The sequence below is a fragment of the Teichococcus coralli genome, assembly GCF_009829925.1.
In the GTDB taxonomy this organism is placed as follows: domain Bacteria; phylum Pseudomonadota; class Alphaproteobacteria; order Acetobacterales; family Acetobacteraceae; genus Pseudoroseomonas; species Pseudoroseomonas coralli.
Map to the genome: position 1 here is coordinate 1 of NZ_SNVJ01000007.1, position 19,769 is coordinate 19,769.

Below are 19,769 nucleotides of genomic sequence, written 5' to 3' on the forward strand. Positions count from 1 at the left end.
CGAAAATCTGCAGCCCACCCAGCAGGCCGCCGAACGCAGGCGCAGGATGGCCGGAGGAATAGTCCGGGCTGGTCGTCTCGTGACAGGCGTTGCTCATTGTGACGTTCTTCCTCTTTCTTCTCTCGCAGACCTTTCATGATACGAAGCGCCACGCGCGGCGGATCATCCGATCACCGGCACGTTATGCAGGCAGTGCTCCTGCTTCCGATTAACGTGTTTCTCCGCTCCTGCGCTGTGTTCCGCACGGCAGTCCGAGAGTGCATTGGCCGCACATTATAAACGGAGCACCGTGGTTGCAGCGCCATCGCCCTGCCAGCGCCTGCGGCGAGACAACGTTCTCGGGCCATATTGTCGCGGTGGCGCGGTCGCAGGATCACGGCGCCTTCGCTGCCCTGTTCGCCCATTTCGCACCAAAGCTGAAGACATATTTCCGCAAATTTGGCATGGTTGATGGAGAGGCCGAGGAACTCGCGCAGGAGACGATGATTCTTGTTTGGCGCAAGGCGCCGCTTTTCGATCCCGCGAGATCCATGGCCTCCACCTGGATCTATGCGATCGCGCGCAACCTGCGGATTGATGCCTTTCGCCGCAATGGCGCGCATGCCAACGAAGTCTCGGCCGCCGAGCCTTTTCAAACGCAGGACGATGCTCCGGACGCTGAAATGCAACTCACCACAGCCGCCCATCAGGCGCTTCTTCACAAGGCGATGCACCTTCTGCCGCAGGAGCAGGCACAGGTGCTCCAACTCTGCTACTTCTCCGACAGGAGCCATTCCGAGGTCGCGCGCGACCTCGGAATTCCCCTCGGCACGGTGAAAGGACGCCTGCGGCTGGTGATGGCGCGCCTGCGCCGCGCACTTGAAGAATGAAAGCCGTGAACGGGGCAGCGGACGGCACCATCCGTCATCATCCGAGCGAGGAGACGCTGGTCTCCTACGCCGTCGGCGGTCTCGGACCGGCCGCCGGCATCGCTGTCAAGGCGCATCTCCTGTATTGCAGGCATTGCCGCGCCACCACCGCGCTGGCCGTCGCCGCGGGCGGACTGCTGCTTCTGGACCTGCCGCCATCGCCACTCGCTCCCGGCGCGCTGCAGCAAACGCTTGATCGCCTCGGTGGCACCAAGGCGGCGCAAATGCGCGAAACACCCGCTCAGCCGGCGCGGCTCCGCCCGCCGGGAGCAGCCGCAGCGCTGTCCTGGCTTGGCCTGCCGGCGCCACGATTGCGGTGGGTGTCGCCAGGGGTGCGCGTGGCCGTGCTGTTGCGGGAATCCGGCGGAGCGCAGGGCGGCAAGGCACTGCTCCTGCTGCGGGTCCGGCCAGGTGTCGCGCTCCCCACCCATGGCCATGCCGGAACGGAACGCACCTGCGTGCTGGAGGGCGCCTTCGCGGACGAAGGCGGGCGCTACGGCATCGGGGATCTGGCGGAGGCGGAAGGCGGCTACAATCACCGGCCGGTCGCGGAAGGCCCGGCAGACTGCGTTTGCCTGATCGCAACAAGCGGGCGGACGCACTTCGCAGGCACGCTCGGCAAGCTGGTCGGCGCATGGCTGAAGATCTAGGGACGCCTTCGCCGGCGTCTCGCCACCGCCATGCGGCCGCGGCCCCAGGCACGCGCCGCCATCCCCCCGGACGATCGCGGACGGTTTCGCGGCGCTGCCGGATGGCCTGCCGATACCAGCACCCGGTCAGCCACGGCGGCGTTGCGGAAGCAGCGCCCCCCGGCCGTTTCGCTACCGCCGCCAGGCCACGGCGTCGCCGGCCCGCTCCGCGATGGCGTCCAGCACGGACCCATGATCCGGCGAGAGGGCGCAGACCGGATCCGTGCGGGCGGCGTCGCCCGTCAGCGCCAGGGCCTGGCAGCGACAGCCGCCCCAGTCGATCTCGCGCCGTTCGCAGCTTCGGCAGGGCTCGGGCATCCAGCCCGTTCCGCGGAAGCGGCTGAAGGCCGCCGAGCCGTACCAGATGTCGGCGAGGCCACGCTCGGTGACGCGCTCGAAGCGCATTCCCGGAATGGTCTCGGCGGCATGGCAGGGCAGCACGGCGCCGCCGGGCGAGACGTTGAGGAAGCGCTGTCCCCATCCGCCCATGCAGGCCTTGGGCCGGCTGGCGTGGTAGTCGGGCGCCACGAAGTCGATCACCATGCGGCCTTCCAGCCGTTGCCGGGCTTCCGCGACGATGCGCCGAGACTCCTCGACCTGCGCGGGCTCCGGCATCAGCGCCGCGCGGTTGCGGAGCGCCCAGCCGTGATACTGCGCGTGTGCGATTTCCAGCCGCCCGGCGCCGAGTTGCTCGGCGAGGGCGATCATCGCCGCCACCGCGTCCAGGTTGCCCCGGTGCAGCACGGCGTTGATGGTGAGCGCCAGCCCGGCCTCGCGCACCTGCTCGGCGAGGGCCAGCTTGCGCGCATGGGCACCCTGGAAATGCGCGATTCGGTCGGCGGCGCCCGCCTCGGCGTGCTGGATGCTGAGCTGGACGTGGTTCAGCCCGGCCGACGCCAAGCCATTCAGCCGCGCGCGGTCGAGCAGCACGCCTGACGTGATCAGGTTGGTGTAAAGCCCCTCCTCCGCCGCGGTGGCGAGGATGTCCTCCAGGTCGCGCCGCGCGGCGGGCTCGCCGCCGGAGAGATGGAGTTGCAGCACGCCGAGCGCGGCCGCCTCGCGCATCACCCGCTGCCAGGTCGCGGTGTCCAGCTCGTCGCCGCGCTTCTCCAGCGCCAGGGGGTTGGAGCAGTAGGGGCAGCCGAGCGGGCAACGGTGCGTCAGCTCCGCCAGCAGGCCGAGCGGCGGCGGGATGGCGCTCACAGCCGCACCAGCCCCTTGCGGTGCAGGTCCTCCAGCGCCTCGCGCACGTCGGCGGCGATTTCCGCGGGTGGTGCCTCGTATTCCCGCGCGAGGGCGGCGGCGATCCCGTCGATCGTGGTCCGGCCGTCCAGGCGGCTGAGGATGGCATGGGCGACCTCGTCCAGCACCACGACGCGCTCGGGCGCCAGCAGCACCCACTGGCCGCGCGCCGCGTCATGCCGCAGGCGGACCTGCGGCGCCAGGCTGGGCGCCGCGCTCATGCCGGCCTGTAGCCGCCGGGCGGAATCAGGCCCGGCGCGACATAGGCGTGGTGCAGCGCGTCGAGCTGCGCCCAGAGCACGTCGCATTTGAAGCGCAGCGCGTCGAGCACCTGTTCCTGCTGCTCCGGCGTGCGCGCCTCGCGCTTGACGTAGTCCAACGCGAAGTCGGAATCGCGCGGCGCCTGTTCGAGGCGGTGGCTGAAATACTCCAGCGTCCGCGGGCTGATGAAGTTGTAGTGCCGCAGCATGCCCTCGACGCGCTCGGAGATGATGTTCGGCGAGAACAGCTCGGTCAGCGAGGAGGCGACGGCCGGCAGCAGCGGCATGTCGCGAACGTAGCGCACATAGGCATCCACGGCGAAGCGCGTGGCGGGCAGGATGCCGCGCCCGGCCTCGACATCGGCGCGGTCGAGCCCGAGCCCGTCGGTCAGCGCCAGCCAGCGGGCGATGCCTCCGGTGCCGGGCTCCGTGCCGTCATGGTCCTCCAGGCGACGGCGCCACTCGCGGCGCAGCGCCGGGTCCTCGGCGCGCGAGAGGAAGGCGGCATCCTTCAGCGGAATGCGGCTCTGGTAATAGTAGCGGTTCAGCGCCCAGGCCCGCACCTGACCGCGGTCGAGCTTGCCGTCATGCAGCAGGCGGTGAAAGGGATGCAGGTTGTGGTAGCGCTCGGCGCCGATCCGGCGCAGCGCGGCTTCCAGTTCGTCGGGTGCAAGCAGGCGGCTCACCATGCCAGGTCCATGCCGTCCTCCGCCACTTCCCATCCGGCGGCCTCGGCGTGCTGCCGCGCCTCCGAGCCCTCCATCAGCAGAGGGTTGGTGTTGTTGATGTGCACGAGCACGCGGCGGCCCACGCCGAGCCAGGCCAGCGCCGCCAACGAGCCGTCGGTCCCGGAGAGCGGCTGGTGGCCCATGCGGCGGCCCGTCTTCTCGCCGACGCCGGCGGCGCTCAGCTCGTCATCGGTCCAGACCGTGCCGTCGAACAGCAGCAGCGCGGCGCCCTCGATCCGGCTGCGCAGCTCCGGCGTCACCTGGTGGCAGCCGGGGATGTAGTAGGCGCGCCGCCCCTCGGGGCTGGTGAACTCGACAGCCACCGTGTCCTCCGCCGCGCCGGCCTCGTGCTCCATGTAGAGCGGCGCCTTGCCGGGCACGGCGAAGAGGCGCAGCCGCAGGCCGGGCAACGCCCATTCCTTCTCCAGCGCCAGCGCCTCGCGCCGGACGATGTGGCGGTCCAGCGCGCCGAAGATGGCGTTGCGGTCGAGGAGATGCAGGATGCGCGGCGTGGCGCGCAGCGTGAAGGGCTGGCGCTCCCGCAGGGAAAGCAGCCCGGCCACATGATCCACCTCCCCGCTGGTCAGCAGCACCGCTGCGATCGGGCTGTCCCGCGGGCCATGGCGGGGGTGAAGCGCCGGGGTGGCGGCGACCTGCCGCAGGATGTCGGGCGAGGCATTCACCAGCAGCCAGCCGCCGCCCGCCATTTCCACGGCGAGGGAAGACTGGGTGCGGGGCCGAAGGCGCGGCTCACCTTCCCGGGCGAGGCGGCAGTGCAGGCAGGCGCAGTTCCATTGCGGGAAGCCCCCGCCCGCCGCCGATCCCAGGATGATGAACCGCATCCCCAGCCACGGTCACTCGGCGCTGGCGTAGGAGTTGATCTCCATGCCGGTGCAGATCTCGACCATGCGCGGCTTTTTCCAACACTTCATGCGGCACCTCCTGCGCTGCCTCGGATGCGGCCGGCCCGCCAAGCGGCTCCAGCCGTCGTGACAACGCCCGCCTGGCGAGCGCAGTTGCCGCATCGCCCCCGCATCACGGCGGGGTGACGCAGCGGGGAGCAGCCGGCTCCGCATCACCATGCCTCGCCTGAACGCGCGCGACCCTGTAGAGTGCCGCCGGGGCTGTCGCGCGGCAGGCGCGCCGCAGGCTTCCCCGGGCGGAGGGTCCGCGCGCGATGCAGATAGCGGCACCCGGCCAGTTGCCGGCGGGACTCAGGATCTATGCGATCGGCGATGTGCACGGCTGCGCGGCCCGACTCGGGACCCTGCACGCCGCCATCGCGGACGACTGGGCAAGCCGGCCGGCCACGCACTGCGTCTTGGTGCATCTCGGCGATTACGTGGACCGCGGCCCGGACAGCGCCGCCGTGCTGGAGCGGCTCTGCGGCCCCGGCCCGGTGCCCGGCGCCCAGGAGGTGGTTTTGCGCGGCAACCACGAGGCGATGATGCTGGACAGCCTCGCCGCCGGCGCCGGCACCGCGGCGGAGGACCTTTGGCTGTGGAACGGCGGCGACGCCACCCTGGCCAGCTACGGGGCGCGGGACGCGAGCTTCGCCCCGCCCGCCGCGCACCGGGCGCTGCTGGAGCGCACCCTCTTCTCCTGGCAGGCGGGCAGCTACTTCTTCGTGCATGCGGGAATCGACCCGCGCCGCCCGCTGGAGAGCCAGCGCAGCCAGGACCTGCTCTGGATCCGCGAGCCCTTCCTCTCCTGGCCGCGCCCCCTGCCGATGATCGTGGTGCATGGCCACACCCCGAGCCGGGCGCCGGAACTGCGCGGCAACCGCATCGGCATCGACACCGGCGCGGTGGCCGGCGGGGCGCTCACCTGCCTGGTCCTGGAGGGGGAGCGGTTGCGCTTCCTGCACGCCTGAGTGACCGCGGGCAAGCGGCGCGCCTTGCGCGTCCAGGCAAGGCTGCGCTAGGCACCTTGCCGATGCAAGGCCCCGTGCCCCCCTCGGCGGCTCCCGCCAGCCCCTCCGATGCCACGCCTGCCAACGGCCAGCCGGCCGGCGGGGCGACACCGCACGCCACCACGCCGGCGGCCATCAACCCCGACCTGATCGAGGGGGTCCGGCAACTCAAGCGCGGCACCGTGCTGGTGGTCGGCGACGCCATGCTCGACCGCTACGTCTATGGCCATGTCAGCCGCATCAGCCCGGAAGCGCCGGTGCCGGTTCTGGCGGTGGAGCGTGAACTGGCGATGCCGGGGGGCGCCGGCAACGTCGTGCGCAACCTGACGGCGCTGGGCACGGCGGTGGCTTTCCTCTCGGTCGTGGGGGACGACCAGGCCGGCAGCGACCTGACCGGGCTGATCGGCGGCCAGCCCGGCGTGGAGCCCTGGCTGCTGGTGCAGGGCGGCCGCGCCACCACCACCAAGACCCGCTTCATCGCCAATGGCCAGCAGATGCTGCGGGCGGACCACGAGATCGTCCGCCCCATCCACCAGCGCCTGGCCGACCGGCTGGTGCGCATCGCCACCGACACGGTGGCGGCGACCAGCGTCATGGTGCTGTCCGACTACCGCAAGGGCGTGCTGGCCGGCGACACGCCGGAGCGGCTGATCGCCGCCGCCAAGGCGGCCGGGCGCCGCGTGCTGGTGGACCCGAAGGGACGCGACTTCTCCCGCTATGCCGGCGCCGACGTCATCACGCCCAACCGCGCCGAGCTGGCGCTCGCCAGCGGCATGCCGGTGGAGACGGAGGCGGACGTCGTCGCCGCCGCCCGGGCCCTGCAGCGGCGGCACGGCTTCGGCGCCGTGCTGGTCACCCGCAGCGAGGACGGCATGACCCTCCTCGAAGGCGAGAACCTGCACCATTTCCCGGCCGAGGCGCCCGAGGTGCACGACGTTTCCGGCGCCGGGGACACGGTGGTGGCGGTGCTGGCCGCCGGCTATGCCGCCGGGCTGCCGCTGCCGCTCGCCGCGCGGCTCTCCAACATCGCCGCCGGCATCGTGGTGGGCAAGGTCGGCACCGCGGTCGCCCGCGAGGCGGACCTGCTGGAAGCCCTGACGCCGGAGCGCGGCGCCCTGCGCAAGGTGGTGCGCCGCGCCGCCGCGGCCGAGCAGGTGGAGCGCTGGCGCCAGCGCGGCTATCGCGTCGGCTTCACCAATGGCTGCTTCGACCTGCTGCACCCCGGCCACGTGCACCTGCTGGAGCAGGCGCGCTCCTGGTGCGACCGGCTGGTGGTGGGGGTGAACGCCGATTCCTCCGTGGCCCGGCTGAAGGGGCCGACGCGGCCGATCCAGCCCGAGGCGGCGCGCGCCGCCGTGCTGGCCTCCCTCGCCACCGTAGACCTCGTGACGATCTTCGAGGAGGACACGCCGGTCGAGCTGATCCGGCTGCTGCGCCCGGACGTGCTGGTGAAGGGCGCCGACTACACGGTGGACCAGGTGGTGGGCGCCGACCTGCTGCAGGACTGGGGGGGCGTGGTGAAGCTCGCCGAGCTGCTGCCGGGCAACTCCACCACCGCCACCGTGGCACGGCTGCGGGGCTGAGCCGGATGATGCGCTGGGAGACGCTGTTCGAGACGCGGCGTTTCCTCGACGAGCGGCCGAAGCAGGCGCTCAACCGCAACGCCTACCAGATCGACCAGGACCGCATCGTCTTCAGCCGCCCCTTCCGCCGGCTGCAGCAGAAGACGCAGGTGCATCCCCTGCCCTTCAACGCCCATATCCGCAACCGGCTGCTGCACACGCTGGAGGTGGCCTCGGTCGGCCGCTCGCTGGGTTACAGCGTCGGCACGCTGCTGAAGGAGGAGCTGGACGCGGCCGGCCATACGCCGGACGACCTCGGCTACCTCGTGCAGGCGGTCTGCCTGGCGCATGACATCGGCAATCCGCCCTTCGGCCATGCCGGCGAGGAAGTGATCGCCACCTTCATGGGGCACTGGCTGGACACCGTTGGCCAGGCCAGCGGGCTGGAGCTGGACGACGACCTCCGCCACTTCGACGGCAATGCCCAGGGCTTCCGCATCCTGACCCGGGCGGACGGCTATCGCGAGCGGGGCGGCCTGAAGCTGACCTATGCCAGCCTCGGCGCCTTCGTGAAGTATCCCTGGGGTGGGGCCGACCCGCGCGCCGTCCGCGACGGGCGGCCGGGCGTCAAGTTCAACCACTTCGCCACCGAGGCAGCCGCCTTTGCCCAGGTGACGGCCGCCTGCGGCCTTGGGGGAGAGCATCCGCGCCACCCCGCCGTCTGGCTGATGGAGGCGGCGGACGACATCACCTACAGCCTGGCCGACCTGGAGGATGCGGTCGAGCTGGAGATGGTGCCCTACGCCACCTACGAGGCGCTGGTGGCGCCGCTGGCCGGCATCACCGCCGAGCGGCTGACGCGCGAGGACACCGAGGTGCAGAAGGTGGCGCTGCTGCGCTCCCGCGCCATCGGCCGGCTGATCGAAGGGGTCGCCAGGGCCTTCTGCGACCACCACGCGGCCATCATGGCCGGGCTGCTGCCGGCCGGTCAGTCGCTGATCCGCCTGTGCGACCCCGAGTTGCGCGCCGCCTTCGCCGCCGTGCAGCGCAAGAACCACGACGCGCTCTATTTCCACAGCCGCAAGATCGAGTTCGAGATCGGCGCGCGCGACGTGCTGGAAAAGACCCTCACGGTGTTCCTGGAGGCCTGCCTCGCCTATGCCCGCACCGGCGGCGCGGCCGGGGCGGAACTGCGGCCGCGCCAGGCGCTTTCGCTGATGCAGGACTACCACCCGAAACAGGGCTACTCTCCCAGCGAGACGATCCGCTGCGCGGTGGATTTCGTGGCCGGCATGACCGACAACTACGCCGCCTACCTCGCCGCCCGCCTGCGCGGCCTTTAGCACCGGGCCGCATCCGGCCTTGCTTCTGCCGGGGTGACGCCGTCCACCCCGGCAGGGTTCCCCGATCGGCGCCTCCGGCCCGCGGCAGCCGGTTGCGCCTCCACTCAGTTCGCGCTGCTTGGCCTTTGCTTCAGGCTGGGGTCGCCCGTCGGCGGCCGCACCTCGCGCAGGCCGAGGGTGGGCGCCTCGGTGGTGACGCCGGAAGGCGTGGCGGGCTGCCCGTCGGGAAGCGCCGGCTGGGTGGCGGCATTGCCCGCCGTTCCGGTGCGCGGCGCGGCCATGCGGCCGGCGTTGTTGGCGACCCCGCCTTGCGCCTCCGGCCCCTTCAGCGTTTCCCCATCGCTCAGGCCGGGTGTCGTGCCGAGCGGGTTCTGCGCCAGCGCGGCGGCGGCGCAGGCCAGGAAGGCGGCGGCGCTCAGGGGCAGCAGGCGGATGTTGGACTTGCGCTTCATGGCTTTCTCCTCCGGGCGCCTGCAGGCCGCGCGCTGTGGCTCAGCGGGCGCTGCTCGGGCGATCCTGCAGGCTGGGGTTGCTGGTCGGCGGCGTCACCTGCCGGGTGCCGAGCGAGGGCGCCTCGGTGGTGTTTCCCGTGGTTGAGCCCGGCGCGCCGGCGCCATGCCGCCCCTGGCCTTCCGGAACGCTGGCCCCGTTGCCCGCGGTGCCCGTGCGCGGGCCCGGAATGCGGCCGCTGTTGTTGCCGGTGCCGCCCTGCGCCTCCGGCCCCTTCAGCGTCGCGCCGCGATCGGTCACGCCCGGCTCCGTGCCCAGCGCGTTCTGCGCCAGCAGCAGGCGGCCGCTGTCGGAACGCTTGTCGGGGCGGGCGTCCGGCGTGGTGGGCACGGGCCGCGGCGGTTCCCCGGCCTTGCCGTCGGCGGCGCGGTCCATGGCGCGGCCGGCGGCGGTGCCGGGCGGGTTGGCGGCCGTTCCATCGGATTGGCTCGGATAGGCGCCCGAGGTGTTGGTTCCGGCGGCACGGTCCACCGCCCGGCTGCCGGCGGTGCCGGGCGGGTTGCGGCCGTCGTTGCCGGTCTTCGCCTCGTGGCCGGGATAGGCGCCGGAAACGTCGGTCCCGGCCGCCCGATCCACCGCCCGGCCCAGCGCCGTGCCCGGCGGGTTGGTGGTGGTGCCGTCGGCCTGGCTCGGATAGGCGCCGGAGACGTTGGTGCCGGCGGCGCGGTCCAGTGCCCGGGTCGCCGAGTTGTTCTGCAACGACTGCTGGCTCTGCGAGCCCTCGTGCCGCGGCTGGGCCGCCGTCTGGGGCTGCGCCCGTGCGCTCGTGGCGATGGCGCCCGTGGTGCAGGCCAGGAGCCCGGCGGCCGCCAGCGGCAGGAGGCGAATGGTCGGGTGGCGGGACATGGCTTTCTCCTCCGGATGCTCCAGCGCGCGCCGGGCGCGCCGCTTGCCGGAAGGAACCCCCTGGCCGCGCCGCGGTTGCGGCGCAGGAAAGCCCGCCGCGGAGCAGGAGCGCCGGATTTGCGTGGCCGGTCCGCCCCTTGCGCCTTTGACCGCGCGCCGCCTTTGCGGCACTGTCGCCCCTTCCGCCGAAGGCCGCGCGAAGGGCGCGGCCCGCGGACTCCACGGAGAATGATCAGCGTGATCCCCGCCCTGATGCCGACCTACAACCGTGCCGACCTCGCTTTCGAGCGGGGCGAGGGCGCCTGGCTGTGGACGGTGGACGGACGACGATTCCTGGACTTCGGCAGCGGCATCGCCACCACCTCCATCGGCCACGCCCACCCGCATCTGGTGAAAACCATCGCGGAGCAGGCGGCGAAGGTGATGCACACCTCCAACCTCTACCGCGTGCCGCAGGCCGAGCGCCTCGCCGCCCGGCTGGTGGAAAGCTCCTTCGCCGACAGCGTCTTCTTCTGCAACTCGGGCGCCGAGGCGAACGAGGGCATGATGAAGGCCGTCCGCAAGTACCATGCCGAGAACGGCCACCCCGAGCGGTTCCGCTTCATCTGCTTCGAGGGCGCCTTCCACGGCCGCACCCTGGCCGCGCTGGCGGCCACCGGCAACGAGAAGTACCTCGCCGGCTTCGGCCCCGTGGTCGAGGGCTTCGACCACGTGCCCTTCGGCAACATGAACGCGGTGCGCGACGCCATCGGGCCCAACACCGCCGCCATCATGATCGAGCCGATCCAGGGCGAGGGCGGCGTGCGTCCGGCCGACCTGCGCTTCCTGAAGGAGCTGCGCGCCGTCTGCGACGAATACGGCCTGCTGCTGGCGCTCGACGAGGTGCAGACCGGCATGGGGCGCAGCGGCAAGCTCTGGGCGCACCAGTGGGCCGGCATCGAGCCGGACGTGATGTCCTCCGCCAAGGGCATCGGCGGCGGTTTCCCGCTCGGCGCCGTCCTTGCCAAGGAGAAGGTCGCGCAGTACCTGAAGCCGGGCACCCACGGCACCACCTATGGCGGCAACCCGCTGGCCTGCGCCGCCGGCAACGCCGTGCTGGACGTGATCCTGGCCCCCGGCTTCCTGGAGCAGGTGGACCGCGTGGCGCGCCACCTCTGGAAGGGCATGCAGGACCTCGCCGCCCGCCACCCCACCGTGGCCAGCGGCGTGCGCGGCGCCGGGCTGCTGCTCGGCCTGCAGCTGACGCCCGAGGTCTCCAACGCCGAGATGCAGGCCGCCGCCGTGGAGGAAGGGCTGCTGACCGTGGCCGCCGGGCAGAACGTGCTGCGCGTCGCGCCGCCGCTCATCATCACCGAGGCCGAGGCGGACGAGGCACTCGCCATGCTCGACCGCGCGGCGACCCGCATGACCCCCGCAAAGGCGAAGGTGGCCGCGAAGTGAGCGCAGCCCTCAAGACGGGCGGCGGAGCGGCCAACGCTCCCCGCCATTTCCTTGAACTGTCCGACTTCGACGCGCCGACCCTACGGCGGATGCTTGACCTCGCCGCCCAGTCCAAGGGCGGCAGGGTCGAGGGCCAGCCGCTGGCCGGCAAGTCGATCGCGCTGATCTTCGAGAAGCCCTCGACGCGCACCCGCGTCTCCTTCGAGGTCGGCATCCGCCAGCTCGGCGGCCATGCGGTGGTGCTCTCGGCCAAGGACATGCAGCTCGGCCGCGGCGAATCCCCGGCCGATACCGCCCGCGTGCTGTCGCGCTACGTGGACGCCGTCATGCTGCGCACCGACAGCGTCTCGAAGCTGCGCGAGCTGGCGCAATACGCGACGGTGCCGGTGATCAACGGCCTGACCGACGTCTCCCACCCCTGCCAGCTGATGGCCGACGTCCTCACCTTCGAGGAGCATCGCGGCCCGATCGCCGGCCGGGTCGTGGCCTGGACAGGCGACGGCAACAACGTGGCGCAGAGCTTCATCCAGGCGGCGGCGCGCTTCGGCTTCACGCTGCGCCTCGCCACCCCGCCGGAGCTGGCCCCGCCGGCCCAGCTGGTGGACTGGGCGCGGCGCGAGGGGGCGAAGATCGAGCTGACCTCCGACCCCGTGGCGGCGGTGAAGGATGCCGCCTGTGTCGTCACCGACACCTGGGTCAGCATGTCGGACGAGAAGGATGGCGGGCCGAGCGCCCGGCACAACCTGCTCGCCCCCTACCAGCTCAACGCGGCGTTGCTGAGGCACGCGGCGCCGGATGCGCTGGTGATGCACTGCCTGCCCGCGCATCGCGGCGAGGAAATCACCGAGGAGGTGATGGAAGGGCCGCAGAGCGTGATCTTCGACGAGGCCGAGAACCGCCTGCACGCCCAGAAGGGCGTGCTGCTCTGGGCGCTGTCCGGGCTCTGAGCAGAGGCCGCGGCCGCGGGAACCAGGCCGGGGCCAGGTGCCCCGGCCTTCTTTTTTTGGGTGGCGCCGAACATGTGCCCGATGCGCCGCTTTGCCAAACGCCGGATCCGCCCCACCTAATCTTGCGAGACGCAGGAGGCAGGCAGCCAGCATGCAATGTGACGTCGCGATCGTGGGAGGCGGGCCGGCCGGCCTCGCCCTCGCCGCTTCCCTGTCCGGCACCGGCCTGAAGGTCGTGGTGGTGGAGCGCCAGCCGGAAGCCCTGCTGGCCGAGGCGCCCTTCGACGGGCGGGAGATCGCCCTCACCCATGCCTCGCAGGCCCTCCTGCGCGAGCTGGGCGCCTGGGAGCACCTGCCGCCCGAGAGCATCGCGCCCCTGCGCGAGGCCCGCGTGCTGAACGGCGGCTCCGCCTATGCCCTGCGCTTCGACACGCGCGGCCGGCCCGAGGCGGAGCTGGGCCGGCTGGTCTCCAACCGGTGCATCCGCCGCGCGCTCTATCGCGTCGCCACCGCCTCCCCCGACGTCCGGCTGCTGGCCGGCACCGGCGTGGACGAGGCGCACACCGACGTGGACGGCGCCCGCCTGCGCCTGGCCAGTGGCGAGACGCTGGAAGCCAGGCTGCTGGTCGCCGCCGACAGTCGCTTCTCCGGCCTGCGCAAGGCGCTCGGCATCGGCGCCGAGGTCCGCGACTTCGGCAAGCGCATGATGGTCTGCCGCCTGCGCCATGCCGCCCCGCATCATGGCGTCGCCACCGAGTGGTTCGACTACGGCCAGACCATCGCCATGCTGCCGCTGAACGGCAACATGTCCTCCGCCGTCATCACCCTGGAGCCGGAGGCGATGGCGGCGCTGGAAGCCATGCCGGAGGCGGAGGTCGGGCCGGAGATCGCCCGCCGCTACCGCCAGCGGCTCGGCGCGATGGAGCTGGTGAGCACGCGGCACGTCTATCCGCTGGTTTCCGTCTATGCCGAGCGCTTCGCCACCACCCGCGCCGTGCTGCTGGGCGATGCGGCGGTGGGGATGCACCCGGTCACCGCGCATGGCTTCAACTTCGGGCTGCGCGGGCAGGCGGTGCTGGCACGCGAGATCCGCGCGGCCCTCGCGCGCGGGGCGGATTTCGCGGCGCCCGCCGTGCTCCGGCGCTACGCCCACGCCCACCGGCAGGCAACCCGCGCGCTCTACCTCGCCACCAACGCCACGGCGCTGATTTATGCCGAGGCCACCTTGCCGGCGCGGGTGCTGCGCAACGTGGCGCTGCGGCTTGGCAATCATCTTCGCCCGGTGCAGCAGCGCATTGTCGGGCATCTCATGGAAACCCAGGGCGCCTGATCCGGGGGAGGCGCCGCCTCCCCCGGCCCCACCTCCCCCGGCCCCGCCGCCGGGGTAACAGCGTTACACCAGACCCCGCCATTACCTGGGCACGGGGCTGCAACGGTCGCAGAGTGGGGTACGGCGCCCTATCTAGGCGTTTTGCAGCATTTCAGGCCTCGCGCGTGACCGATCCGACTGAACCCTCCGCCACCCCCGACTTCCTCAACCACGACCGTCCGCCCGTGCCGCACCTGACCGTGCCGCGCGGCGTGCAGCCCTTCCACCTCGCCCGAAAGCCGGTGCGCGGGCGGCTGGTGCGCCTTGGCCCCCTGGCCGACGCGCTGCTGACCCGGCACGACAACCCGCCCGCCGTCACCGCCCTGCTCGGCCAGGCGCTCGCGCTGACCGCCGGGCTGGCCGCGGCGCTCAAGTTCCAGGGCAGCTTCAGCCTGCAGGCCAAGGGTGACGGCGCGGTGCCCATGCTGCTGGCCGACTGCACCGATGCCGGCGGCCTGCGCGGCTACGCCCGTGCCGATGGCGACAAGCTGCCGGACGGAGAGAACCCCGACGCCAAGGCGCTGCTCGGCGGCGGCTATCTGGCCTTCACCTGCGACCAGGGGCCGGACATGGACCGCTACCAGGGCATCGTCGCCATCGAGGGCAGCACGCTGGCGGAGATGACGGGCCACTACTTCGCCACCTCCGAGCAGCTCGGCAGCCGCGTCTGGCTGGCCGCCGCCCGGACCCCCGCCGGCTGGCGCGCAACCGCCCTGATCCTGGAGCGCATCGCCGGCGAGGGCGGCATCGCCCCCGAGCTGGATGCCGCCGCGCAGGATGACGCCTGGGAAACCGCCCTCGCCCTCGCCACCACCGTGACCGAGGCGGAGCTGCTGGATGACGGCCTCTCGCCCGACCGGCTGCTCTACCGCCTGTTCCATGCCGAGGGCCTGGCGCTGGGCAAGCCGCGGCCGCTCTCCTACGGCTGCCGCTGCTCGCGCGCCAGGCTGGCCTCGGTGCTCTCCGGCTTCGGCACCGACGACCTCGACCACATGGCCGAGGACGGCACCATCACCATGACCTGCGAGTTCTGCAACGTGGCCTTCCACTTCGAGCGCGCCGAGGTGCAGGCGGCGGATTGAGCAGGTTCCGCCGAAGAGGGCTGGGCCAGTCTTTGTTTTGCGAGCATCTTCGTCCATCTGACGGTTTCCAGTCCGATGGGACCGCTCGAACGGGAGAACAGCGAGGAATGATGCCGACCACGCGCCGCGGCGCGATCCTGCTGCTGCCGCTGCTGGCGGCGGCCTGCGCCGGCGGCGATGCCCAGCCGGCCCTGCGACCGCCGCCGGGCTACAGCCATCTCACGCCCTTGCGGCTGAACGTGCTGGACATCGAGGTGCTGGAGCCGCCGCAAGGCCCGGCCTTCCGGGTGGACCCGCCGGCCCCGCTTTCCCCCCTCACCCAGGCCATGCGCATGGGGCGCGAGCGGCTGGTGGCGGTCGGCACCAGCGGCCATGGCCGCTTCCTGGTGGACGCGGCCAGCCTGACGCGCGAGGTGGCGCAGCCCGGCGGCATGTTCTCGCAGCGCACGGAGCGGCTGGCGGTCTATATCCGCGTGCGCGTGGAGATCCTGGGCAATGACGGGCGGCGCGTCGGCTTCTCCGAGGCCGAGGTGCGCCGCAACGCCACCGTGATCGACGAAGGAGTAGCCAGCCGGGCGCAGGCGGCGGACCAGATCGTGCGCCAGGCGATGGATGACCTGAACGTGGAGTTCGAGTTCCAGCTCCGCCGCAACCTGCGCGACTGGATCATGTCCGGCCCGCCGACCGCCCCGCTGCCCGGCCCCGTGCAGCAGGAAAACCTGAGCCAGCCGGCGGGCTGAGCGATGGCAAAGGTCACGCTCTCCAATCCTCCCGGCGTGCATTCGCCGGCGGCGCGCTACTCCCAGGCGGGACTGGTGGAAGGCGCCGGGCGCCGCCTCATCATCAGCGGCCAGATCGGCGTGCTGCCGGATGGCACGGTGCTGGAGGCGCCGGAGGAGCAGGCACGGCAGGCCCTGCGCAACCTCGTCGCCGTGTTGGCGGCGCACGGCATGCGCCCGGAAAACGTCGTGAAGGTGCTGGTGCTGTTGACCGACCGGGCCCTGCTGCCGGTCTGGCGTGCCGAGCGGGACGCCGTCTTCGGGGAGCACGCCCCCTGCAGCTCGCTGATGATCGTGGCTGGCCTGGCCGACCCCCGCTTCGTGCTGGAAGTCGAGGCCGAGGCGATCGCCTGAAGGCTGTGGAACCGGGGGAGAATGCGTTCTCCCCCGGGTCTGCTCTTCTTTGCTTCTGCCATTCGGGGCAGGACCGACCGGAGGTGGCCGCGCCGGGGCTGGAGCGGCTCCAGGCGCGACCCAAGCCCGACAAACCGAAGACGGGGGTCTGGGGAAGCCCTTCCCTCAGGCTTTTTACGCCTCAGGAACGGGCGTGCCGCTCCTGGTCACGGCGAGGAACTCCCGCCGCAGCCCGGAATCGGTGCGGAACTCGCCCAGCATCCGGCTGGTGATCATGCTGACGCCCGGCTGGTGCACCCCGCGGGTGGTCATGCACTGGTGGCTGGCCTCGACCACCACCGCCACGCCGCGCGGCTTCAGCACCTCGTCGATGCTGTTGGCGATCTGCGCCGTCAGCTTCTCCTGGATCTGCAGGCGGCGGGCATAGGCCTCGACCACCCGCGCCAGCTTGGAGATGCCCACCACCCGCCCGGCGGGCAGGTAGGCCACATGCGCCCGGCCGATGATGGGCACCATGTGGTGCTCGCAATGGCTCTCCACGCGGATGTCGCGCAGCACCACCATCTCGTCGTAGCCCTCCGTCTCCTCGAAGGAGCGGGCGAGGATCTGGACGGGGTCCTCCCCGTAGCCGGAGAAGAACTCCTCATAGGCGCGGACGACGCGGGCGGGGGTGTCGAGCAGCCCCTCGCGCTGCGGGTCGTCCCCGGCCCAGAGCAGCAGGGTGCGGACGGCGGCCTCGGCCTCGGCGCGGCTCGGACGGCCTTCGGAAAGGCCGGACTCGGCCAGCTTCCCGGCCGGGGGGGTGGTGACGTTCACTCTGGGCCTTCCGCTCCATGATCCGCGCGATGATGCGGCACCACTTGTGCCCGCGCGGGCAGCGTTGCAATGCCCGATTGCGCAGGGCTCGGGCGACCTCCGCTCAATGCACCATGCCGGCCTGGTGCGGGCTGTCGAGGCTGAAGGCGGGGATGGCGACGTCGAAAGCCTCGCCGCTGTCGCGCTCGATCATGTGGTAGGTGCCGCACATGAAGCCGGACGGCGTCGAGAGCGGCGTGCCGGAGGTGTACTCGAAGCTCTCGCCCGCTTCCAGCACGGGCTGCTCGCCCACCACGCCAGGGCCATGCACCCGCTGCTCGCGGCCGAGGCCGTCGGTGATCTGCCAGCTCCGCTTCAGCAGTTGCACCGTGCGGCCGCCCAGGTTCTCGATGGTGACGCGGTAGGCCCAGACGAAGTGCGACTGCTCCGGCTGCGACTGGTCGGCCAGGAAGAAGGCGCGGACGGAGACGCGGATGTCGTGCGTCGTCGCCGTGAAGACAGGCGAATGGACCATGGCGCTCACCCCGCGCGCCGCAGCGTGGCGGTGGCCAGCCCTGCGCCGATCAGCACGCCGCCGCCCAGCCGGTTCAGCGCCTGCCGCACCCCCGGCCGCCGCACCGTGCCGGAGAGCCGCCCGGCCGCCAGGGCGTAGAGCAGCGCGTTGAGCGCCGCCAGCGCGACGAAGCTCGCCACCAGGATGGCGGCCTGCGGCAGGAAAGGCCGGCCGGCGTCGAGGAACTGCGGCACGAAGGCAACGAAGAAGGCGATGGATTTCGGGTTCAGCGCGGTGACAAGGAAGGCCTGCCGCCATGCGTCGCGTGCCGCCAGCGGGGCGGCGGCCATGTCCCCCACCGGTGCCCGCCACAGCTTCAGGCCGAGATAGCAGAGATAGGCGGCGCCCAGCCATTTCAGGGTGGTGAACACCAAGGCCGAGGTGGCGAGCAGCGCGCCGAGGCCGGCCAGCGAAAGGCTCATCGCAACCAGGTCCCCGGCCGCGACGCCCGCCACCAGCGGCAGGGCTGCCCGTCGCCCACCGCCCAGCGACTGACCGATGACCAGCAGCACGGTCGGGCCTGGGATCATCAGCATGATCTGGGCGGCGGCAAGAAACGCGATCCAGGTTTCAACCGGCATGGAGCCTCCACGGTGGGCAGGGGGCCACCTATTTTGCGCCGCCCGCCGGTCCGCGTCGAGGGTGGGATGGGCAGGTGGCGTACCGCATGGCACAATACGGGAATGGAGCGAAAGCGGGAGGGTGCGCGGCCGGCCGCGGGCAAGGCGCCGGATGCGGCACGGCTGCACGAGGCCGCGCTGGCGCATCTGGCGCGCTTCGCCGCCACCGAGGCCGGCCTCCTGCGGGTGCTGCACCGCCGGATCGACCGCTGGGCGCGCCGTGCCGAGGCCGAGGGCCAGCCGACCGACGGCATCGCCTCCGCCATTATTGCCGCCCGTGCCGCGGCGGTCGAGGTGACGCAGCGCCTCGCCGCCACGGGCGCGGTGGATGACGCCGCCTTCGCCGCCTCCCGCGCCCGCCGGCTCAACCGCGCCGGGCGCTCCCAGCGGGCCATCGCCGCCCATCTGGCCGCCAAGGGAGTGGGCTCGGAAACCGCCGCCAACGTCCTGGAGGGGGAGGCGCCCGACGAGCTGGCCGCCGCGCTCGGCCATCTGCGCCGCCGCCGCGCCGGCCCCTTCGCGCCCGAGCAGCCGGTGGCGCCCGAGGCGCGGCTGAAGGCGCTGGCCGCGCTCGCCCGCGGCGGCTTCGCCCGCGACCTGGCGGAGCGCGCCCTCGACATGGAGCCCACCGAAGCGGAGGAGCGCCTGCTGGCGTCCCGCCGTGGCTGAGGCATCGGGCGCGGAGACCAGGGGCGCGGAGACCAGGGGCGCGGAGACCAGGGGCGGCCCGGTCCGCTTCACGCGTGACGGTGTCCGGCGCGGCGCCCGCCGCGCCGTGCCGCTGCTGCTCGGCCTGTTGCCGTTCGGGCTGGTGGTGGGCGTGGTCTCGATCGGCCACGGGCTTTCGCTTGTCGAGGCGCTGGGCATGTCGGCGCTGGTCTATGCCGGCTCCGCGCAGCTCCTGGCGCTGGAGCTCTGGTCCGATCCCGCGCCGATCCTCGCCGCCACCATGGCGGCGGCGGTGGTGAACATCCGCATGGCACCGATGGGCGCGGCGCTGGCACCCTGGCTGGACAGGCTCCGCGGCCTGCGGCTCTGGGGCACGCTGGCGACGCTGGTGGACCACTCCTTCGCCATGAGCATGGCCGAGATCCGCGCCGGCGGGCGCGATGCCGGCTTCCTGCTGGGCACCTCGCTGGTGCTCTATTTCGGCTGGATCGCCTCGGTGGCGGCGGGGCACCTGCTCGGCGGGGCGGTGCGGCTGCCGCCGGGACATCCGCTGTTCTTCGGCGGCATCGCCGCCTTCGCGGCGCTGCTGGTGCCGCTCTGGCGCGGGGCGCGGCAGGACCTGCTGGCCTGGGCGGCGGCGGCGGCGCTGGCGGTGGCGCTGCACCGGCTGGGCCTGCCGCTGCCGCTGCTTGGCGGCGCGCTGGCCGGCGCGGCGCTGGCGGCCTGGCAGGAAATCCGCGGCGCCCGATGAGGACCGACGTGCTGCTGGCCATTCTTGGGATGGCCGCCGTGACCTATCTGTGCCGCGCCGGCGGCTACGCCATCATGCGCGCGAAGCGCCCGCCGCCCTTCCTGGATGCCATGCTGCGCAACCTGCCGGGCCCGATCTTCATGGCCTACCTGGCCCTCGCCCTGATGCGGAGCGGCCCCGCCGGCCTGATCGGCGCCGTTGTGGTGGTGCTGGTGCAGTGGCGCACCGGCCATCTCAGTGCCTCCATCCTGGCCGGCATCGGCGCGGTGTGGCTGGTGGACCTGCTTGCAAGCCCCCTCTGATCGCGCTCAACCTTCAGCTTGCGCTGGACGATAACTTGAATGGATGAATTGCACGCAAGAATTGACAAGTAATAATACTCGCGCAGA

24 protein-coding genes are annotated in these 19,769 nt (G+C 72.2%); 14 read left to right on the forward strand and 10 right to left on the reverse strand.

The window, feature by feature from the left end; genetic code table 11:
• The first annotated feature begins 293 nt into the window (after window positions 1-293).
• Together E0493_RS09700 and E0493_RS09705 are read left to right on the forward strand one after the other, a co-directional pair.
• The gene (locus E0493_RS09700; protein WP_202397036.1) at window positions 294-869 is read left to right on the forward strand and encodes a sigma-70 family RNA polymerase sigma factor; all 576 of its coding nucleotides are present in this window, start codon (window positions 294-296) and stop codon (window positions 867-869) included.
• Window positions 870-874: 5 nt separating this feature from the next.
• Window positions 875-1,558: a ChrR family anti-sigma-E factor gene (locus E0493_RS09705; protein ID WP_367614482.1), complete on the forward strand. Its 684-nt coding sequence runs from the start codon at window positions 875-877 to the stop codon at window positions 1,556-1,558.
• A gap of 171 nt (window positions 1,559-1,729) precedes the next feature.
• Here E0493_RS09705 and pqqE read toward each other — a convergent pair whose 3' ends face one another.
• Genes pqqE through pqqA form a run of 5 tightly spaced genes read right to left on the reverse strand, consistent with a single transcriptional unit; the run spans window position 1,730 to window position 4,735 of the window.
• The gene (gene pqqE / locus E0493_RS09710; RefSeq protein ID WP_160936750.1) at window positions 1,730-2,800 is read right to left on the reverse strand and encodes a pyrroloquinoline quinone biosynthesis protein PqqE; all 1,071 of its coding nucleotides are present in this window, start codon (window positions 2,798-2,800) and stop codon (window positions 1,730-1,732) included.
• Window positions 2,797-3,060 carry a pyrroloquinoline quinone biosynthesis peptide chaperone PqqD gene (gene pqqD / locus E0493_RS09715; RefSeq protein ID WP_160936751.1) on the reverse strand — a complete coding sequence of 88 codons (264 nt, stop codon included), beginning with the start codon at window positions 3,058-3,060 and terminating at the stop codon, window positions 2,797-2,799. The genes pqqE and pqqD overlap by 4 nt, the downstream gene beginning before the upstream one ends.
• Window positions 3,057-3,788 carry a pyrroloquinoline-quinone synthase PqqC gene (gene pqqC / locus E0493_RS09720; RefSeq protein ID WP_160936752.1) on the reverse strand — a complete coding sequence of 244 codons (732 nt, stop codon included), beginning with the start codon at window positions 3,786-3,788 and terminating at the stop codon, window positions 3,057-3,059. The genes pqqD and pqqC overlap by 4 nt, the downstream gene beginning before the upstream one ends.
• Window positions 3,782-4,669, reverse strand: coding sequence for a pyrroloquinoline quinone biosynthesis protein PqqB (gene pqqB / locus E0493_RS09725; protein WP_160936753.1), 888 nt, complete (start codon window positions 4,667-4,669; stop codon window positions 3,782-3,784). The genes pqqC and pqqB overlap by 7 nt, the downstream gene beginning before the upstream one ends.
• A gap of 12 nt (window positions 4,670-4,681) precedes the next feature.
• A complete protein-coding gene (gene pqqA / locus E0493_RS23870; RefSeq protein ID WP_367614491.1) occupies window positions 4,682-4,735 on the reverse strand; it encodes a pyrroloquinoline quinone precursor peptide PqqA in 54 nt (17 codons plus the stop codon).
• A gap of 269 nt (window positions 4,736-5,004) precedes the next feature.
• Here pqqA and E0493_RS09735 point away from each other — a divergent pair, with 269 nt between their 5' ends.
• The 3 genes from E0493_RS09735 (at window position 5,005) to dgt (ending at window position 8,644) form a co-directional block, all read left to right on the forward strand.
• Complete coding sequence (locus E0493_RS09735) at window positions 5,005-5,700, forward strand: metallophosphoesterase family protein (RefSeq protein ID WP_160936754.1); 696 nt, start codon at window positions 5,005-5,007, stop codon at window positions 5,698-5,700.
• Between the two features lie 62 nt (window positions 5,701-5,762).
• Entirely contained in the window at window positions 5,763-7,322 is a 1,560-nt protein-coding gene (gene rfaE1 / locus E0493_RS09740; RefSeq protein ID WP_160936755.1) for a D-glycero-beta-D-manno-heptose-7-phosphate kinase, read from the forward strand.
• Between the two features lie 5 nt (window positions 7,323-7,327).
• On the forward strand, window positions 7,328-8,644 hold the full coding sequence (dgt, locus tag E0493_RS09745) for a dGTP triphosphohydrolase (RefSeq protein WP_235913686.1): 1,317 nt from the start codon (window positions 7,328-7,330) through the stop codon (window positions 8,642-8,644).
• A 104-nt stretch (window positions 8,645-8,748) separates the two neighbouring features.
• Here the strand turns inward: dgt and E0493_RS09750 are convergent, their stop codons facing one another.
• A complete protein-coding gene (locus E0493_RS09750; protein ID WP_160936756.1) occupies window positions 8,749-9,096 on the reverse strand; it encodes a hypothetical protein in 348 nt (115 codons plus the stop codon).
• 40 nt (window positions 9,097-9,136) lie between these two features.
• Window positions 9,137-10,000 carry a hypothetical protein gene (locus tag E0493_RS23080; RefSeq protein WP_202397064.1) on the reverse strand — a complete coding sequence of 288 codons (864 nt, stop codon included), beginning with the start codon at window positions 9,998-10,000 and terminating at the stop codon, window positions 9,137-9,139.
• A 237-nt stretch (window positions 10,001-10,237) separates the two neighbouring features.
• On the opposite strand from E0493_RS23080, the gene E0493_RS09755 reads away from it, so the two are divergent.
• From E0493_RS09755 to E0493_RS09780, 6 genes are all read left to right on the forward strand, one after another.
• Window positions 10,238-11,440 (forward strand): aspartate aminotransferase family protein, encoded by a 1,203-nt coding sequence (locus E0493_RS09755; protein WP_367614492.1) that lies wholly within the window; start codon window positions 10,238-10,240, stop codon window positions 11,438-11,440.
• A complete protein-coding gene (gene argF, locus E0493_RS09760) occupies window positions 11,437-12,387 on the forward strand; it encodes an ornithine carbamoyltransferase (RefSeq protein ID WP_160936758.1) in 951 nt (316 codons plus the stop codon). The genes E0493_RS09755 and argF overlap by 4 nt, the downstream gene beginning before the upstream one ends.
• A gap of 151 nt (window positions 12,388-12,538) precedes the next feature.
• Window positions 12,539-13,717 (forward strand): 5-demethoxyubiquinol-8 5-hydroxylase UbiM, encoded by a 1,179-nt coding sequence (gene ubiM / locus E0493_RS09765; RefSeq protein WP_160936759.1) that lies wholly within the window; start codon window positions 12,539-12,541, stop codon window positions 13,715-13,717.
• A 164-nt stretch (window positions 13,718-13,881) separates the two neighbouring features.
• A complete protein-coding gene (gene hslO / locus E0493_RS09770; RefSeq protein ID WP_160936760.1) occupies window positions 13,882-14,838 on the forward strand; it encodes an Hsp33 family molecular chaperone HslO in 957 nt (318 codons plus the stop codon).
• A gap of 107 nt (window positions 14,839-14,945) precedes the next feature.
• Entirely contained in the window at window positions 14,946-15,578 is a 633-nt protein-coding gene (locus E0493_RS09775; RefSeq protein WP_160936761.1) for a hypothetical protein, read from the forward strand.
• Window positions 15,579-15,581: 3 nt separating this feature from the next.
• Entirely contained in the window at window positions 15,582-15,971 is a 390-nt protein-coding gene (locus tag E0493_RS09780) for a RidA family protein (RefSeq protein ID WP_160936762.1), read from the forward strand.
• A 174-nt stretch (window positions 15,972-16,145) separates the two neighbouring features.
• Here E0493_RS09780 and folE read toward each other — a convergent pair whose 3' ends face one another.
• The 3 genes from folE to E0493_RS09795 form a co-directional block, all read right to left on the reverse strand.
• Window positions 16,146-16,787, reverse strand: coding sequence for a GTP cyclohydrolase I FolE (gene folE / locus E0493_RS09785; protein ID WP_160936763.1), 642 nt, complete (start codon window positions 16,785-16,787; stop codon window positions 16,146-16,148).
• A 103-nt stretch (window positions 16,788-16,890) separates the two neighbouring features.
• Window positions 16,891-17,301 carry a Co2+/Mg2+ efflux protein ApaG gene (gene apaG / locus E0493_RS09790; RefSeq protein ID WP_160936764.1) on the reverse strand — a complete coding sequence of 137 codons (411 nt, stop codon included), beginning with the start codon at window positions 17,299-17,301 and terminating at the stop codon, window positions 16,891-16,893.
• 5 nt (window positions 17,302-17,306) lie between these two features.
• Window positions 17,307-17,921: a LysE family translocator gene (locus tag E0493_RS09795; protein ID WP_160936765.1), complete on the reverse strand. Its 615-nt coding sequence runs from the start codon at window positions 17,919-17,921 to the stop codon at window positions 17,307-17,309.
• Window positions 17,922-18,023: 102 nt separating this feature from the next.
• Between E0493_RS09795 and E0493_RS09800 the strand changes: the two genes are divergently transcribed.
• Genes E0493_RS09800 through E0493_RS09810 form a run of 3 tightly spaced genes read left to right on the forward strand, consistent with a single transcriptional unit; the run spans window position 18,024 to window position 19,682 of the window.
• Entirely contained in the window at window positions 18,024-18,629 is a 606-nt protein-coding gene (locus tag E0493_RS09800; RefSeq protein WP_160936766.1) for a RecX family transcriptional regulator, read from the forward strand.
• Window positions 18,622-19,380 (forward strand): AzlC family ABC transporter permease, encoded by a 759-nt coding sequence (locus tag E0493_RS09805; RefSeq protein WP_160936767.1) that lies wholly within the window; start codon window positions 18,622-18,624, stop codon window positions 19,378-19,380. The genes E0493_RS09800 and E0493_RS09805 overlap by 8 nt, the downstream gene beginning before the upstream one ends.
• On the forward strand, window positions 19,377-19,682 hold the full coding sequence (locus E0493_RS09810) for an AzlD family protein (protein WP_160936768.1): 306 nt from the start codon (window positions 19,377-19,379) through the stop codon (window positions 19,680-19,682). The genes E0493_RS09805 and E0493_RS09810 overlap by 4 nt, the downstream gene beginning before the upstream one ends.
• Window positions 19,683-19,769: the final 87 nt, after the last annotated feature.